At 54.4% G+C, this 16,285-nt stretch carries 19 protein-coding genes and 1 tRNA gene; 12 read left to right on the top strand and 8 right to left on the bottom strand.

The features are described from left to right. Positions 1-171: 171 nt before the first annotated feature. From wrbA to VGC33_RS13175, 3 genes are all read left to right on the top strand, one after another. On the top strand, positions 172-771 hold the full coding sequence (gene wrbA / locus VGC33_RS13185; RefSeq protein WP_331121219.1) for an NAD(P)H:quinone oxidoreductase: 600 nt from the start codon (positions 172-174) through the stop codon (positions 769-771). Positions 772-949: 178 nt separating this feature from the next. Beyond that, complete coding sequence (locus VGC33_RS13180; protein ID WP_331121218.1) at positions 950-1,159, top strand: YccJ family protein; 210 nt, start codon at positions 950-952, stop codon at positions 1,157-1,159. An 830-nt stretch (positions 1,160-1,989) separates the two neighbouring features. Next, positions 1,990-2,193 carry an HHA domain-containing protein gene (locus VGC33_RS13175; RefSeq protein WP_331121217.1) on the top strand — a complete coding sequence of 68 codons (204 nt, stop codon included), beginning with the start codon at positions 1,990-1,992 and terminating at the stop codon, positions 2,191-2,193. 231 nt (positions 2,194-2,424) lie between these two features. On the opposite strand, the gene VGC33_RS13170 is transcribed toward VGC33_RS13175, so the two are convergent. From VGC33_RS13170 to VGC33_RS13155, 4 genes are all read right to left on the bottom strand, one after another. Then, positions 2,425-2,772: a hypothetical protein gene (locus VGC33_RS13170; protein ID WP_331121216.1), complete on the bottom strand. Its 348-nt coding sequence runs from the start codon at positions 2,770-2,772 to the stop codon at positions 2,425-2,427. A 254-nt stretch (positions 2,773-3,026) separates the two neighbouring features. Then, positions 3,027-3,293, bottom strand: coding sequence for a sigma-S stabilization anti-adapter protein IraP (locus VGC33_RS13165; protein WP_331121215.1), 267 nt, complete (start codon positions 3,291-3,293; stop codon positions 3,027-3,029). Between the two features lie 224 nt (positions 3,294-3,517). Beyond that, complete coding sequence (gene nac / locus VGC33_RS13160; protein WP_331121214.1) at positions 3,518-4,441, bottom strand: nitrogen assimilation transcriptional regulator NAC; 924 nt, start codon at positions 4,439-4,441, stop codon at positions 3,518-3,520. A gap of 377 nt (positions 4,442-4,818) precedes the next feature. Next, positions 4,819-4,906 (bottom strand) — tRNA-Ser (locus VGC33_RS13155). Between the two features lie 229 nt (positions 4,907-5,135). Here VGC33_RS13155 and yccA point away from each other — a divergent pair. Both yccA and VGC33_RS13145 read left to right on the top strand, forming a co-directional pair. After that, positions 5,136-5,795, top strand: coding sequence for an FtsH protease modulator YccA (yccA, locus tag VGC33_RS13150; RefSeq protein ID WP_331121213.1), 660 nt, complete (start codon positions 5,136-5,138; stop codon positions 5,793-5,795). A 118-nt stretch (positions 5,796-5,913) separates the two neighbouring features. Beyond that, a complete protein-coding gene (locus VGC33_RS13145; RefSeq protein ID WP_331121212.1) occupies positions 5,914-6,240 on the top strand; it encodes a TusE/DsrC/DsvC family sulfur relay protein in 327 nt (108 codons plus the stop codon). A gap of 1 nt (position 6,241) precedes the next feature. Here the strand turns inward: VGC33_RS13145 and yccX are convergent, their stop codons facing one another. Beyond that, positions 6,242-6,520, bottom strand: a complete 279-nt coding sequence (yccX, locus tag VGC33_RS13140) for an acylphosphatase (RefSeq protein ID WP_331121211.1) — start codon at positions 6,518-6,520, stop codon at positions 6,242-6,244. A gap of 89 nt (positions 6,521-6,609) precedes the next feature. On the opposite strand from yccX, the gene rlmI reads away from it, so the two are divergent. After that, the gene (gene rlmI / locus VGC33_RS13135) at positions 6,610-7,800 is read left to right on the top strand and encodes a 23S rRNA (cytosine(1962)-C(5))-methyltransferase RlmI (RefSeq protein ID WP_331121222.1); all 1,191 of its coding nucleotides are present in this window, start codon (positions 6,610-6,612) and stop codon (positions 7,798-7,800) included. A 163-nt stretch (positions 7,801-7,963) separates the two neighbouring features. Further along, a complete protein-coding gene (hspQ, locus tag VGC33_RS13130) occupies positions 7,964-8,281 on the top strand; it encodes a heat shock protein HspQ (RefSeq protein WP_331121210.1) in 318 nt (105 codons plus the stop codon). A gap of 57 nt (positions 8,282-8,338) precedes the next feature. Here hspQ and VGC33_RS13125 read toward each other — a convergent pair whose 3' ends face one another. Continuing rightward, a complete protein-coding gene (locus VGC33_RS13125; protein ID WP_331121209.1) occupies positions 8,339-8,752 on the bottom strand; it encodes a CoA-binding protein in 414 nt (137 codons plus the stop codon). A gap of 189 nt (positions 8,753-8,941) precedes the next feature. Here VGC33_RS13125 and VGC33_RS13120 point away from each other — a divergent pair, with 189 nt between their 5' ends. Both VGC33_RS13120 and VGC33_RS13115 read left to right on the top strand, forming a co-directional pair. Beyond that, positions 8,942-9,430, top strand: a complete 489-nt coding sequence (locus tag VGC33_RS13120; protein WP_331121208.1) for a YccT family protein — start codon at positions 8,942-8,944, stop codon at positions 9,428-9,430. A 91-nt stretch (positions 9,431-9,521) separates the two neighbouring features. After that, positions 9,522-9,980 (top strand): methylglyoxal synthase, encoded by a 459-nt coding sequence (locus tag VGC33_RS13115; RefSeq protein ID WP_331121207.1) that lies wholly within the window; start codon positions 9,522-9,524, stop codon positions 9,978-9,980. A 47-nt stretch (positions 9,981-10,027) separates the two neighbouring features. Here the strand turns inward: VGC33_RS13115 and helD are convergent, their stop codons facing one another. Beyond that, positions 10,028-12,082 (bottom strand): DNA helicase IV, encoded by a 2,055-nt coding sequence (helD, locus tag VGC33_RS13110; protein WP_331121206.1) that lies wholly within the window; start codon positions 12,080-12,082, stop codon positions 10,028-10,030. 156 nt (positions 12,083-12,238) lie between these two features. On the opposite strand from helD, the gene VGC33_RS13105 reads away from it, so the two are divergent. Further along, positions 12,239-12,685, top strand: coding sequence for a YccF domain-containing protein (locus VGC33_RS13105; protein WP_331121205.1), 447 nt, complete (start codon positions 12,239-12,241; stop codon positions 12,683-12,685). Between the two features lie 32 nt (positions 12,686-12,717). After that, positions 12,718-14,841: a YccS family putative transporter gene (gene yccS, locus VGC33_RS13100; protein ID WP_331121221.1), complete on the top strand. Its 2,124-nt coding sequence runs from the start codon at positions 12,718-12,720 to the stop codon at positions 14,839-14,841. A gap of 40 nt (positions 14,842-14,881) precedes the next feature. Here the strand turns inward: yccS and VGC33_RS13095 are convergent, their stop codons facing one another. After that, positions 14,882-15,487, bottom strand: a complete 606-nt coding sequence (locus VGC33_RS13095; RefSeq protein WP_331121204.1) for a TfoX/Sxy family DNA transformation protein — start codon at positions 15,485-15,487, stop codon at positions 14,882-14,884. 209 nt (positions 15,488-15,696) lie between these two features. On the opposite strand from VGC33_RS13095, the gene sulA reads away from it, so the two are divergent. After that, on the top strand, positions 15,697-16,203 hold the full coding sequence (gene sulA / locus VGC33_RS13090) for an SOS-induced cell division inhibitor SulA (protein ID WP_331121203.1): 507 nt from the start codon (positions 15,697-15,699) through the stop codon (positions 16,201-16,203). The last annotated feature ends 82 nt before the right edge of the window (positions 16,204-16,285 follow it).

Below are 16,285 nucleotides of genomic sequence, written 5' to 3'. Positions count from 1 at the left end.
GACAGCGGCTACGCTGACGAATAGAAATCATTTGCATAGCACGGGCAACCTATTATGTTTAAAGACAACCCGTCGAATTTATCAAACGTCTTCAGGTGATTTTTCATTACCGCGCCGGTTTAGGCTCCATAAGGCGGTGGCATACCCCTTCACCCATAAGGAAGCATATATATGGCTAAAATATTAGTACTTTATTATTCCATGTACGGGCATATCGCAACCATGGCCCAGGCGGTCGCTGAAGGCGCGCGAAAGGTCAGCGGCGCCGAGGTCACGTTGAAACGGGTACCCGAAACCATGCCGCCGGAGCTGTTTGCCCAGGCAGGGGGGAAATCCGACCCAACCGTACCCGAAGCCAGGCCCCAGGAGCTGGCCGATTATGACGCCATAATTTTTGGTACTCCCACCCGTTTTGGCAATATGAGCGGCCAAATGCGTACCTTTCTCGATCAAACCGGCGCGCTCTGGGCCGCCGGCGCGCTTTACGGTAAAATCGGCAGCGTATTCACCTCAACCGGCACCGGCGGCGGCCAGGAGCATACCATCACCTCGACCTGGACGACCCTGGCCCATCATGGTTTTATCCTGGTGCCCATCGGCTACGGCGCCAAACAGTTATTTGATATTTCGCAGGTACGGGGGGGAACACCCTATGGCGCGTCCACGCTTGCGGGCGGTGACGGATCGCGCCAGCCCTCCGCCCAGGAGCTGGAGATTGCCCGTTACCAGGGAGAGTATGTTGCGGGTCTTGCGCTGAAAATGAAAAGCTGACCGGTGATATAAGCCTGATATTGGTACAGTCCGGCGCCGCAGGCCAAGGCGGCGCCAAACGCCCGGTCGGACCTCAAGGCGGCGGTATGCGTTTTTTTGCACTATAGTTCAGGTAGTATCATGAGTAAGGCCACACTTCGCAATCAGGTGCCCTTTATTAAAAGATTAAGGAGAAACTATGGCAAATGACATAAAATCATGGGCTGAGATCCGGGAAACCTCGATTGAAATTGCCGAAGCCATCTTCATGGTTGCCAATAATGATGAAGCACTGGCACAGAAAATCTGGGAAGAAGGAAGTGACGAAGCGCTGGAACTGGCCTTCGCCAAGACAACGGAAGACACCTTGTTTTGGGGGGAGGAAAAGGTCGATAGAAAAAACGTCTGACGGATTTCTCCGTCATTAGAAAACGCCCGGCAGCGTCGGGAAAAAGCCGCGCAATACCGGGCGACGCAGGCCGCGGCTATTCATCTCCCCAAGGTGCTTTCATCTTCCCAATGTAATGAAACCCATGTCCCTAAGGACGTTGCCGGCAAGGGCAAGTTCCGTGCCGACGAGAATAACCCGCGCATAAGTAGAAATCATATTTAAACAAATCAAAAAGCAGATTAAAATAACAAAACGTTATTTTATTTATTCTGTTTTCCGCAGGCTGGTAATAGAAAAATGAATTTTGTATGGATTTTTTTGCATCGAGGATCATCATTTATTGCTAACTATAAGGATCATATGATTTTTTTCCAGGCATTGAAATGAAAGTTGATGAATGCGCTAGTTAAAAAATTCAATATTGATCTCAAAATTGAATTTTTTATGGAGAGCGTTTTCAAAGCCGCCAATAAACTGTTATGATATGCTCGATTAGGCGTAGGGATGCAGTAGGAATGCAAAGTAACAGGCATTTTGCCAATATTATATCTTTCTGATTTCATACTTAAAGTTCATAGTTAAAGCATGCATTCTACCTGCATCTCTTGATGACGCGCGGTCGCGGTGTAGTCTGTATAGTAAATGGTGTAGTCTGTTTAGTAAATATAGATAGGCTTTCATACAACGATAATCTTAATCGATTTGCTTCTTTTGGACCACATGCGGGCTGAGATATCTATATTATATCCTGACCGGTGAGTACGCTTGCTGTAAATCATATCCAGGATTTCATAACTAATTCATTTTTTTGAGAATACCATCACTTTATAATGGATGAATGCAATTTTATGGGTAAAGTTGATTTTTTGATGAGACTAAGGCGCTGCAGTACGGTTGAGACCTTGGAAAAAGTGGTTGAGCATATGAAGGACCGGTTACCTGAAGCGGATCTGGTCGAGTTTTACGGTGCGGCGGACCACCGCCTTGCGGAACTGACCATGGGGAAACTGTATGACAAAGTGCCCCCGACCGTATGGCAATATGTCAGGTAGACTCGGCAAACCTGCTTAAACGTCCGGGTCCGGCACAATGGGTTGACATGCCCAGTGATGGCGTTCACGCACCGGCCATCAGGCATTGCATTGCTTACCTCACTCGGCTGCCACCAACAGCGCCCGGCGTCGACCTGCCCCCGCCCGTCACCAAATTATGGCTGGCATACGCGTGAACGGCAGAACTTCTGGTGAGATCATGGAAATGATAATGGGCGTTCAGGAAAATCGTTAGCTGACTTTTTGCTGCCGGTTACTGTCGCACCGCTTGCGTAAAAACTCATAGCCCAGCTCGGTTACACCACCCGCCACCAATACCTTGGAAAAGGTTAATCGCTGTGTAAAATCGGCAATACCAAACTGACAATGCTCAACCAGTCCTTCACTATCCGCGTAGCTGATGGCTTTTGCTATCGCCTGAAAGGCGTCCATTGCCTCCTGGGTAGTCGCTTCCGGGAGAAACAATTTTTTACCCGCGCAGATTTCTTCAAGCGCATTTTCGAGGATTAACCCTAGTGTCTTCATTATTAATAGCCTACTAATTAAAAAACTGCTGAGCTGCTTGCCGGTACGACTCATTCATTTTCTCTAACTAGAAAATAGTATATTAGCCAGAAGCAATAAAGCTCGCTTAAAAATTCAATTTGTAATATCTCTCTGCAAATAGTACTTACCATAGCGAAAAATATCTTTTCCGCTGAACAAAACCTTACATTATCGGTACCTGCGGCTGGGCGGGCTTTTTGATGGGCGATCGTACCGGCTATCGCTACTTATAAAGATATATAATGATAACCGGATAGATAGCGCGGGCCAGCGTGCCGCTGCGGCAGTTAGCGGCGTTTAGCCACTGCGGTGATGCGCGCGATATTGGCACTGAGCAAATCGATATCGGACGTGTAGGCAATATCCGTATTTTCCCGCATCTCGTCCAGCGCGGTTTCCACCGTCGTAATGACATCCTCTTTTTGCGCCGGAACCATGGCTGAAATCAGTGCGGCGACCAATATCTCCAGCGATTCGACGGTGGCATGCAGTTCTTTTTCCGCTGCTTCTTTTTGGGCAAGCGTGATCAGCAATTGGGACAATAAGCTGTTCATTTGGATTCCTTGGATAAGATCAGGTGCGCGGCGCGCTTAACATCGTTTAAGCTGGTCAAACTTATCCAGCATATTAATTGATAAGATAAATTTATATCAAGCAATATTGCTTACGCAGGCAATCATATCGCACATTACAAAAGAGATGCTGATAACCGGCAAAAAAAACGGCAACCGCCATGTAGGGTTGCCGTTTTAAAGATGGATTACAAAGGTTGGCCCGTTTAGCTGGCCAGCAGCAGCGCTTGTTTTTCCAGGGTGGGCTTTGCCGAGGTCGCCAGTGACGTCAGCAGGTTCTTGACCACCATTGCCGAGGGAGAGAGGGGCAAGCGTGACGACATGTTCAGGGTTAAGGGCAAAGGTAACCCCGGGCTGACGATACGCGACATCCAGGCATTCGCCGAACGCACCAGGGCCGAGGCGGTGGATTCCGGCAGCACCGCGGCTCCCATGCCGCTGGCGACCGCGGCGGTCAGGGTGGCGATGGAATCAATCTCACCAATAATTTTAGCGCTCAGGCGACGCAAGGAAAAGGCTTCATCCACTCGCTTGCGGATAGCCGAGAAATCACATGGCAGGAAGAGTTGCCTGCTGGCGACGTCGTGCAATTCGATAATTTTGCCAGGATTATCCTGGGTGCCCACCAGATAGAGATCTTCCTTAAGCAATGGCAAACTATTAATGCCGGAGTATATGGCTGGGTCATAATGAACGGCTAAATCCAGATGGCCGCCGCTGACCTTTTCATTCAACGCCGTGGAGCTGTTTTCATGCAGATAGACCGTTAATTGCGGATACAGGTCTCTGACGGATTGTAATAAAGGCATGATAAGCGGACATGATGACGTACCCGGCGCCAGGCCGATGGAAACCTGGCCGTTTAGGGTCTGGTCAACGTTGCAGACGGCTTTTTGCGCAAGCTCGCACTGCTGTAAAATAGCCCGGGCATGTGAATAAAGAATTTTGCCGGCTTCGGTGGGGGTCACCCCGCGTTTGGTCCTTACCAGCAATTTCTGATCGAGTTCGCTTTCAAGCGTGGCAACCTGTTGACTTAACGCGGGTTGTGCAATATGCAGGACTTCCGCCGCCTGTGTCAGGCTACCGATATCGACGATTTTCACAAAGTATTTTAGTCGTCTTAAATTCATTTCTGCCTCCGTCGCAGCTTTGCCATAACTAACGAAGAGAATGAATGCAAAAAGCAGACCAAGGCGTGCGACTTCACGCTAATTTAACGATTCGAAGCGAGTTAACAGTTAAATAAGAATAAGTTATGGCAAACCGCATCTCATTGTAAAGCGGCTGCCAGATCCTGAACCTGGTGGGCAAAGCATTGTGGATCGCGCGCGCGCACCACAATGAAGCATGACGTGCTCGGAGAAAGCCATTAAAACCATTGCGCGGGGACAGGATTTGATATTCCGGAGATAAACAGGATTAAAGATGTGGCTGGCGGCGAAAAAAACGCCCGGCCTGGTGGCAACATAACCTGTGGTGCATATGGACAGGCACGCGGCATTGAAGATGGCGGAGGAGTAGAGATTCGAACTCTAGAACGCTTGCGCGTCGCCGGTTTTCAAGACCGGTGCCTTCAACCACTCGGCCACTCCTCCGCAACGAGGCGAACTATAAACAGTGTCGATTCTGTTGTAAAGAGCGTTTTGTTCCAATCGCTTGAAATTTCATCCATTGGCTTGCTGCCGCGGATTTTATCGTCAATCAGCATGCCGTCGGCCGTTTTCCGCCGCCAGAGTAAAGAAGGGTAAAACGATTTTGCCGCGCGCGGGCCAGCCATTAATCTGATAAACAGTATCAGTTATCCTATCATTATGAGGTTACCCCATGGATCGTTTGGTTGCGACAACCGCGCGTGAGCAGTCGCTGATAAGCACGCATAAAGTGCTGCGTAATACTTATTTCCTGCTGTCGTTAACCTTGGGTTTTTCGGCGTTGACCGCCACCGCCAGCACCCTGCTGCAGTTGCCCGCGCCCGGTCTTATCCTGATGATGGCCGGATTTTACGGGCTGATGTTCCTGACCTACAAATTGGCTGACAGGCCGGCGGGAATAGCGGCCGCCTTTGCATTTACCGGTTTCCTGGGTTACGCGCTGGGACCGCTGCTGAGCACGCTCCTGGCCTCGGGCGCCGGTGAGGTCATCATGATGGCGCTGGGCGGCACCGCGCTGGTGTTTTTTGCCTGTTCCGCTTATGTCCTGACCACCCGCCGGGATATGTCGTTCCTGTCGGGCATGATGATGGCGGGATTCGTGGTGCTGCTGGTGGCGGTAATCGCCAATCTGTTCCTCCATATTCCGGCGTTGTCACTGGCGATAAGCGTTTTGTTCATCCTGTTTTCCTCTGGCGCCATTTTATGGGAAACCAGCAATATCATCCACGGCGGCGAAACCAACTATATCCGCGCAACCGTAGGCCTGTACGTTTCGCTGTATAATATATTCGTCAGCTTGTTGAGCATTCTCGGCATCATGCGCAATAATTGACCGCCTGACGCAACCGCCGCCCTTCCCCACACCCCGCCGAAAGCGGGGTGTGGTTTTTTAGACGGCATAAGTTTGTTATCATGGACACGCAGTAATTTGTTGATACCGGGAAAATGTTATGTATTTTGATGGCGTGGAAATAGCAACCGATGCACAGGGTTATTTAAAAAACAGCGCCCAGTGGCATGAGGCGCTGGCAACGGAAATTGCGCGGGGAGAGCAGATCGAACTGACGGAAGCCCATTGGCAAGTGATCCATTTCGTGCGCGACTTCTACCTGCAGTACAATACCTCCCCCGCCATACGGATGCTGGTAAAAGCCATCGGGCAGAAATACGGCGCGGAGAAAGGCAACAGCCGCTATCTTTACCGGCTATTCCCGCAGGGGCCGGCCAGGCAGGCCACTAAAATCGCCGGCTTACCTAAACCGGTCAACTGTATCTGATCTAATGGCGTATTTGGAAACCGTCATATTCGGCGACACTTTTCGGTTCCGTCAGAATACGCTCGATATGGGCGCCGCGCGGCCCGCCCTGTTTTAACCATGCCAGCAGCTTATCCACCTGCGCCTGTTCACCGAGGGCCACCACTTCCACTCCGCCGTCATCCTGGTTGCGGGTAAACCCCGAGAGACCCAGCTGTTTAGCCTGTTGCTGGGTGGAGTAGCGAAACCCGACGCCCTGCACCACGCCATAGATGTATACGGCGATACATACCTTAGCCATCATTTCCCCCTCGCGGCTGCTATTGTTTGCAATTGGCTGCGCTTATTCGCAAAATGGCGCTCCCTTTCTCAGGTGTAGTATACCTCATGATGACAAAACGTCTTTTCCTGGCTAAAGGCCGTGAAAAATCACTGCTTCGCCGCCACCCGTGGATTTTCTCCGGCGCCGTTCATCGGCTGGAAGGCAAGCCCCAGTCCGGCGAGACCATCGATATTTGTGATGATAAAGGCAAATGGCTGGCCAGGGCGGCATACTCGCCATCCTCGCAAATCCGCGCGCGCGTCTGGACGTTTGTCGCCGATGAAGAAATCGATGTGGAATTTTTTGTCCGCCGACTGAACGTCGCCCAGGGTTTTCGCGATGTGCTGGCCGCCCGGGACGGACTGGATGCCTATCGGCTGATTGCCGGCGAGTCCGATGGACTGCCCGGCGTCACCATTGATCGTTATGGCCGTTTCTTTGTTTTGCAGTTGCTGTCCGCCGGCGCGGAATACCACCGGCCGACGCTGACCCTGGCGCTGCAACGCTGTTATCCGGACGGCGCCATCTACGATCGTTCCGATGTCGCGGTGCGCAAAAAAGAAGGCCTGGAATTAGCCAGCGGGGTCATTGTCGGCGATACGCCGCCGGAACTGCTTGCCATTCGCGAGCATGACATGGCCATCCTGGTGGATATCACCCAGGGGCATAAGACCGGCTTCTATCTCGACCAACGCGATAGCCGCCTGGCGGCGCGAAAATATGCCGCCGGCCGGCGCGTGCTCAACTGCTTTTCCTATACCGGCGCGTTTTCGGTGTCGGTATTGCTGGGTGGCTGCGCGCAGGTGACCAGCGTCGATACCTCGCAACACGTGCTGGATATTGCCAAAAGCAATATCGAACTCAATCATCTTGATGTGGCGAAAGCCGAATTCGTGCGTGAAGATGTGTTCCAGCTGCTGCGCAAATACCGCGAGCAGGGCCGGCAATTCGATATGATCATTATGGACCCGCCCAAATTTGTCGAAAACAAAAATCAGCTGGCCAGCGCCTGCCGCGGGTACAAGGATATCAATATGCTGGCTATGCAGCTGCTGGCCCCGGAAGGCATATTATTGACCTTCTCCTGTTCCGGCCTGATGACCACCGATCTGTTCCAGAAAATTATTGCCGACGCCGCGCTGGATGCCCACCGGGATATGCAATTTATCGAACAGTTCCGGCAGGCGGCGGACCATCCGGTTATGGCGCCCTATCCGGAAGGACTCTATCTGAAGGGGTTCGCCTGTCGCGTCATTTGATGGGCTGATGCGTCGCCCCCCTTGAAATTGTCCACTTATCCCCCATATTTAAGATAAGGCGGTATTTTAGCGGTTTGCATAACGCCATACCGGACGCATTTCGCGGCATTGTTGAGCCATCATTCACTCTGCCGCGCAGGTACTACATCGCGGGGGGATTGATATGATAGCCAGCAAATTTGGAATCGGACAACAGGTTCGTCATAAGTTATTGGGATATTTAGGCGTTATTATCGATGTCGATCCTGAGTACTCTTTGGAAAAACCCTCGCTGGACGAGATTGCGGCCGACGACAAGCTGCGCTCGGCGCCCTGGTACCATGTGGTAATGGAAGACGACGAAGGTAAACCGGTGCATACCTACCTGGCCGAAATCCAGTTGGGCTACGAAGCGACGCCGGTTCATCCCGAACAGCCTACGCTTGACGATCTGGCGGAATCCATTCGCCAGCAGCTGCAGGCGCCCCGGCTGAGAAACTGACCGCCGGAATCCGGCGGCCTTCGCCAGCCGCCCGGTAGCGCATGAAAACAGCCCTGCCTATTTTGCCAATCCCAGGCGCGGGATTTCAATTTTCGGACAGCGATCCATGACTACCCGCATACCGACATTCTTCGCCAGCACCGCGGCCTGCTCGTTAATCACCCCCAGTTGCATCCACAGCACCTTGGCGTCAATCGCGATGGCCTCCTGCGCCAGGTCATATACCGCCTCCGAGCGCCGGAACACATCCACCATATCCACCTTGACCGGAATCTCCACCAGACTGCCGAAAACCTTCTGGCCGAGAATCTCCTGGCCGGCAAGCGTTGGATTAACCGGAAACACCTGATAACCCTGCTCAAGCAAATACGCCATGACGCCGTGGCTGGCACGGGCGGGATTATCACTGGCGCCCACCAACGCGATGGTCTTCACGGAAGTCAGAATATCGGCAATATCACTATCGGTCATGGCCCTTCTCCGGTTGTAATTATTAAGTTAAGTGTATACCAAGGCACAAGAAATTTGACGATTGGAACAGTTATAATGATTTCAAAATAAAAATAAGTGTGACTAAATGATTCAAAAATATTATTATGCGATAATTATTTCAATTTATTATTAATTTATAATAAGAAAAATCTGTTCCAAGGAGTGACAATGCATTTCCTCATCGCCCTGATCATTGGGATAGGCCTGTTTTCCAGCCGCCCCGCCCTGGCGACAACGCTGCGTTTGCCCGAGGAGATGGAGTTATTGATTGTCGACGGCGCTCCGCTGGGCAGCTCCCTGTTGCGCGGCGCTGACAGCCTGGAACTGGAGTCTGGCCGCCATCAGTTGGTCTTCACCGTCAGCCGGATAGTGTCCGGCGCCGGCGAAAACCGGCAGACCTATACCTCTCCTTATATTGTCGCCCAGTTCCATACCCGCGATGCCAGGCAATTAACCTTCCTGCTGCCGGCATTAACCACGCAGTCCGAACGCGAACGTTTCAGCCGTCAGCCGTTTATCAGGCTGATTGATCAAAACGGCGCCGCCGTCGAGGCCGTATTCAGCCGTCTACCCACCGACGGCGCGGCGTTAATGGACGCGCTGCGTCGTTATAATATCAACCAAAATCCGACGCCGCCTTTAAGCCCACCCTCATAGGTTTATTTTGTGGTATTGCGGGTATATCGCTTTGCAGTGAAACAGAGTTTCAGTAGTCTATAGTCAGGCTAGTTTATTGAAGGAACAGGAAATGGAGTCAATTACCCGCACCATCGCCGTACGTAAGCATATTGCGTTGGTGGCGCACGATCACTGCAAACAATCCCTGCTGAACTGGGTGGATCTTAACAAGGCGCTGCTGGAACAACATATTCTCTACGCTACCGGCACCACCGGCAATCTGGTACAGCGCAATACCGGCCTGCCGGTGCACAGTATGCTCAGCGGCCCGATGGGCGGCGATCAACAGGTCGGCGCGCTGATTTCGGAAGGTAAAATCGATGTGCTGATTTTTTTCTGGGATCCGCTGAACGCGGTGCCGCACGACCCGGACGTCAAGGCGCTGCTGCGCCTGGCCACGGTATGGAATATCCCGGTGGCCACCAACCGTTCCACCGCCGACCTGCTTATCAGCTCGGCATTGTTCAAAGGGGAAATCACCATTGAGATCCCGGATTATCAGCGTTACCTGACGGAACGTTTGCAATAAGGCACGGCGCGGGCGGCCCGCGCCAAAGCGTTATCCGCAGCCCGCGCCTAGGGTTTTCTGGCCGAGGGCACGCCCAGGCGCGCCAACGCGTCGATAAATACCGAGGGTTGTTCATTATCCGCCAATAACCATACCTGGTTTTTTGCCCTGGTCAGCGCGACATACATCAAACGCCGTTCCTCGGCGTCGGGAAACGCTTCCGGCCGCGGCAACAGCGCCTGCTCGATTACCGATTCACGCGCCGGCGCGGGAAATCCGTCCTTGCCCTGCGTCAGTCCGATGATAATCACATACTCCGCCTCCTGCCCTTTGCTGCCATGGAAGGTCATGAAATCGAGGTTTAGCAGCGGCCAGCGGGTGGCGGCTTTGTCCAGCTGCGATGGGCGCAGGTAGTGATAGCGGGCCAGCACCAGGATCCGCTCATCGCGGCGCGCGTAGCCGCTGAGCTTATCCAGCAGCGCATCCAGGGCGTCGTCCGGCAGGATCATTACCGATTTTTTCGTCCCCTTGGACAGGCTGTTAAGCGGTTTTTTCAGCTGATGGGGATTTTGCAGCACGAACGCATTGGCCACTTCGCCGATACGTTGATTAAAGCGGTAGGTGGTATCCAGAGCGCACTGCGCCCCCTGGCCAAAGCGTTCGACAAATGACGTGGTAAGGGCAAGTTCGGCGCCGCTGAAACGATAGATGGCCTGCCAGTCATCGCCGACGGCAAACAGGGACGTCCGGCGATTTTGCTGGTACAGCGCATCCAGCAGTCGCGCGCGCTGCGGGGAGATATCCTGGTATTCGTCCACCAGGATATGTTTCCAGGGACTGATAAAGCGGCCTTTCTGCAGAATATCCACCGCCTGGTGGATCAGGCCGGAAAAATCGACCGCCCCCTCGTCCTTAAGCGCCTGCTTCCAGGCTTTTAACAACGGCGCCAGCAGCCGGACACGTTTGGTAAACAGGTCGCGAATGTCCTCCGGCGCCTGTTCAATCATTTGCGCCTGACTGCCGCCGTGCATTCTCATTAATGAAATCCAGCGCTCGATCCGTACCGCCAGGCGTTGGGCCAGGCGCTCATCGCGCCAGAAATCACCCTCGGGAACTTCCCACGCCAGCTCATCGACGATCCATTGTCGCCAGCCTTTCGCCTGCGCTTTTTTCTGCGCGCACTGCTCCCGCCAATGGGTAACCAGCAATGTGCGCCGCGCCAGGGTATCGGATTCCAACGCGCTGATGACCGGGGATTTTTTGCTGCCCTGGCGGATGATGAACAGCGCCAGGGCATGGAAGGTCCAGGCCTTGACCCCGTCGACCTGCAATCGCGACCGGATACGATCGTCCATCTCCCGCGCCGCCTGCCGGCCGAACGCCAGCATCAGGATCTGTTCCGGCAGCGCTTCCTTGCGCCGTATCAACCAACCGGCGCGCGCCACCAGCACCGAGGTCTTGCCGCTGCCCGCGCCGGCCAGCACCAGTAAAGCGCTTTCGCCATTGATCACGGCGCGGCTTTGGGCAAGGTTAAGCGGCGAGCTTTCCACGGTATTGAAAAAATCCTGATGCGCAATCAGCATCTGATCGGTCCATAGCTGGTTGCGCTGCAACACCTTGGCCGGCCCCTGCTCCAGCCACTGCAGGCAGAGACGGTAATTCTCGCGGCAGCCGTCAAACTCCTCCAGGCGCGTTACCGGCAGCGGCAGCGCGGCGAAGGCTTCCCGGATACTTTCCTGCAATGCCGCCAGTTGATGCAGCGTAAACCAGCTATCGCGCGCCGTCGTGTGCTCAATGGCGGTGATCTGCTGTTGCAGGACAGTGGCGCAGATTTCGCTCATCTCCCGGCTCCATTCCTGCCAGGCCTTTTGCAGATAATGATGAAAGCGCTGCGTTTCCTGCCATTCGGTGCCGTGCAGGCGCACCACTTTCTCTTCCGGCAGTACAAACTCCAGTTCACCCCAGACGATGCCCCGCCGGCAATGGATAGCAACAATTTGATTGAATGGAATAAGGTATTGATGCTTATCACCGCTGACCTCGACGCCGGCATGCAGCAGCAGCACCCGGTTGTAGGGATGCTGGGCAAGGTGCTTGCCGAACGAGGTGGATTTCAGTTCCATAAGGTATGCCTGGGTTCCGTGTCGTTTATGCGTCGGGAGGTAGTGTAGCCATTTTAACTTGTTCTGCTCCAGCGTGGAAATCAGGGTAGAATACCCGTTATCCTTTATGGGTAATCAATATTAATAACAAAACTGTGAATTGACACTTTGGGGACTATGCGTACATTACTCAATATACTGAACTTTTTTTTAGGCGGTTTTTTTACCACGCTGGCGTGGCTGCTGGCCACCCTGCTCAGCGTGGTAATGATATTCAGCCTGCCTTTTTCCCGTTCCTGCTGGGAGATAACCAAACTTTCCCTGCTGCCCTTCGGCAATACCTCGGTGCATGTGGATGAACTGTATCCGGAAAACCGCAGCGCGGTGTTGTCATCAGGCGGCACGCTGCTCAACGTGGTGTGGTTTGTGCTGTTCGGTTGGTGGTTATGCCTGTCGCATATCCTCACCGGCATCGCGCAATGCCTGACGATTATCGGTATTTTACCGGGGATCGCCAATTTCAAACTGGCCGTTATCGCCCTATGGCCGGTGGGACGCCGTGTGGTTCCCGTGGAGTTTGCGGAACAGCTGCGCGCGCATCCGGACCGCCGTTTCTACCGTTGAAGCCATCATAAGGACGTAATGTGGGATACAGTGTGCTGACGCGAGCGTCGGGCCTGCGGCGTTTTGCCTTCAGCAGCCGCTGGCGCTACAACCTGCGGATTTTTATTGCCCTCGGCGGCGCGGCGGCGCTGCCCTGGTGGCTGGGCATGGCGACGCTGACCATTCCGCTCACCCTGGGCGTGGTGGCCGCGGCGCTGGCGGATCTCGACGATCGCCTCAGCGGCCGGTTGCGCAACCTGCTGATCACCCTGGTGAGTTTTTTTATCGCCGCGGTGTCGATAGAGCTGCTGTTCCCTTATCCCTGGCTGTTCGGACTGGGCCTGGCCGGATCAACCTGCGGGTTCATCCTGTTGGGCGCCCTGGGACAGCGTTATGCCACCATCGCGTTCGGCGCGCTGCTGATTGCCGTTTATACCATGCTGGGCGCCGCCATGTACCAGACCTGGTATATGCAGCCGGCGTTGCTGCTGGCGGGCGCTATCTGGTATAACCTGCTGACCCTGTTCGGCCATCTGCTGTTTCCCATCCGGCCGCTGCAGGATAACCTGGCCCGCTGTTATGGCCACCTGGCGCAGTACCTTGACGCCAAGGCCAATCTGTTCGACCCGGATACCGAGGGAACCGACGACAGCGCGCTTATCGAGGTGGCGATGGCGAACGGCGCCCTGGTGCAGGCGTTGAATCAAACCAAGGCGTCGCTACTGACCCGTCTGCGCGGCGATCGCGGCCAGCGCGGCACCCGGCGTACGCTGCATTATTATTTCGTGGCGCAGGATATCCACGAGCGGGCCAGCTCCTCCCATGTGCAATACCAGCAACTGCGCGAACAGCTACGCTATAGCGACGTACTGTTTCGCTTCCAGCGGTTGCTGGCGATGCAGGCGCGCGCCTGCGAGGCATTATCCCAATCGATCCTGCTGCATCAAACCTACCAGCACGACGGCCGTTTCGAGCGCGCCTTCCTTCATCTGGAAGCCGCCATCGGCCGCGTTGCGGTGCCGGGGCAGGTCAAGGCGCTGAAACATTTGCTGAATAACCTGCGCGCCATCGACGCGCAGCTGTCCACTATTGAATCGGAACAGGCGGTTGCCCGCAATAGCCCGGAAGAGAACAACCTGGCCGATGATAAGCTGACCGGCTGGAGCGACATCCGCATGCGCATCAGCCGTAACCTGGGCCCGGAATCGGCGCTGTTCCGCCACGCCGTGCGCATGTCGCTGGTATTGTGCGTCGGTTATGCCTTTATCCAGCTCAGCGGGATGCGTTATGGCTATTGGATCCTGCTGACCAGCCTGTTTGTCTGCCAGCCCAACTACCAGGCGACGCGCCGCCGGCTGGCGTTGCGGATAATCGGCACGCTGGCGGGCATCCTTATCGGCCTGCCAATCCTCTATTTTGTCCCGTCCATCGAAGGACAACTGATACTGATCGTGGTCAGCGGCACGCTGTTCTTTGCCTTTCGCAACGTGCAGTATGCCCAGGCGACCATGTTTATCACCTTACTGGTAATGCTGTGTTTCAACCTGCTTGGCGAGGGATTCGATGTGGCGGTGCCGCGGGTCTTCGACACCTTCGTCGGCTGCGCCATAGCCTGGGCGGCGGTCAGTTTTATCTGGCCGGACTGGCGTTTTCGCCGCCTGCCGGCGGTCATGAATAACAGTCTCGCGGCCAACTGCCGCTATCTTGACGCCATTCTGGTGCAGTATCACCAGGGCAAGGATAACCGCCTGGAATACCGTGTGGCGCGGCGGGATGCCCATAACCGCGACGCGGAGCTGGCCTCGGTCGTATCCAATATGGCGGCGGAGCCGCGGACCCAGGCTGAATTGCTGGAATCGGCGTTTCGCCTGTTGTGCCTGAACCACACCTTCCTGAGTTATATCTCTACCCTGGGCGCGCACCGGGAGCGGATTGCCGATCCGCTAATGCTGGGCGTGCTGGACGATGCCGCCTGTTATGTGGACGACGCGCTGCAATGCCAGGAACAGTTTGCGCAGCGGGTGGAGCAGGAGCGGGAACGGCTTATCGCGCGCATCCAGCGGCTGCTGCCGGATCCGGAGGCCAGGGAACAGCTGGTTTTACAGCAGATCGGCCTGTTGCTTGATCTGCTGCCGGAACTGATTGCGCGCAAACAGCATATCGAGAAACAGGGCTGATGCTGCATGCCGCCGCAACGGCGGCATGCATAACCGGCTGCTACCGGCAGGATAGATGTTTAAACCAGTCCAGGAGTTCGCTGCGCTGGCCCTGCGGCAACGCGGCGTAATGGCGGCCGGAGAGCGCCCCTTCCAGCGCGAGCAGCACGGTGACGCTCAGGTTTTTCTTGATTTTACGAAGCTTCAGGTAGCTGCTTTTGGCGCCGTGGTAGCGCAACGCATCGATATCCTGGATGCCGGCTTTCCATAACAGGCGCTCGATGCCCTGCCCGATATTGGGCAAATCCTTTAGCCGCGGACGGGCTGCCTTATCGCACGTTTCCTGCCTGGCCTCGTCGACGGCATGGCGCGCCAGCTCAAGAAGGGTGCGCGCGTCTCCCCACAGGCGTTCATCCACATGATAATAGTTAAGCGTTACCGGCAGGCCCCGTTTGGTATATATCAGCCGGTTCATCCCCTGCCTGAGGTAGATATGTTCGCTTTGGCGGGTGCCCCGCAGATACAGCTCGCCATCCAGTATCAAGCCGAACATGATCTTGTCCGAGGCAATGCTGTACCCGCCGAATTGCGAACGGGTGGAGATATCACCCAGGGGCGAAAAGCAAATTTTTGCCTGTGTAATCCGGCAGTTATGTAGTATATCCATGAACTTCTCCTTGTTGTGGACCGCGAGATTCCTTACTCAAAATTCGCAACAGCCCATAAAAATACGGTATTTTCCCAGCGGTTTTCAACTTAATCCGGCCGCCGCGGCCATTAAGTGGCAATTCTGCGAAGGTCATTAAATTTTTGATTGATTTTCACGCCAAACCCCTATACTGTGTTTATATACAGTTACACAGGGGCGGACACAAAATGCAGATTCAATACCATGCCGACTTTTCTCCGGCGCAGCGTAACCAGGGTGAACAGGCAATCGACAACCAGACCGCCCCGCTGGAGCAGGGTTTTATCAGCGAAGTGGTTTATGTCGAGGATCAGCCGGTTGTCGGGCATATTCTGCTGCCGCTGCTGCGCCTGCTGGGCACCCAGTCGCGCTGGCTGCTCTGGCTTACGTCATCACGCAGATTGAGCCGCCCCTGGCTCGAACAGTCCGGCCTGCCGCTGGAAAAAATGGTACAGCTGCGTCAACGCACCGCGTTCGACACCGTTGCCGCCATGGAAAAAGCGCTCTGGACGGGAAATTACAGCGTGATTTTGGGGTGGTTTCCGGCGGAATTAACGGCGGATGAGAAGATTCGCCTGCGCGACGCGGCGCAGCACGGGGGCACTTATGGGTTCATTATGTACCCGCAAAATGAGGTGTGCCAGAAATCTGGACAGTTTTCAGGCTTAAAGATTCATTCTACTTTGTATCATTAAGTAAATTTAAGATTAATCTCATTAGGGGCGTTAAAACCTGTGATTTCCGCCCCTGTAATTGAGAACAATCCAGTATATACGC

Origin of the sequence: Acerihabitans sp. (assembly GCF_036398755.1) — a bacterium.
Classification (GTDB): Bacteria; Pseudomonadota; Gammaproteobacteria; order Enterobacterales; family Enterobacteriaceae; genus Acerihabitans.
This window is presented reverse-complemented; position numbering and strand designations above follow the sequence as displayed.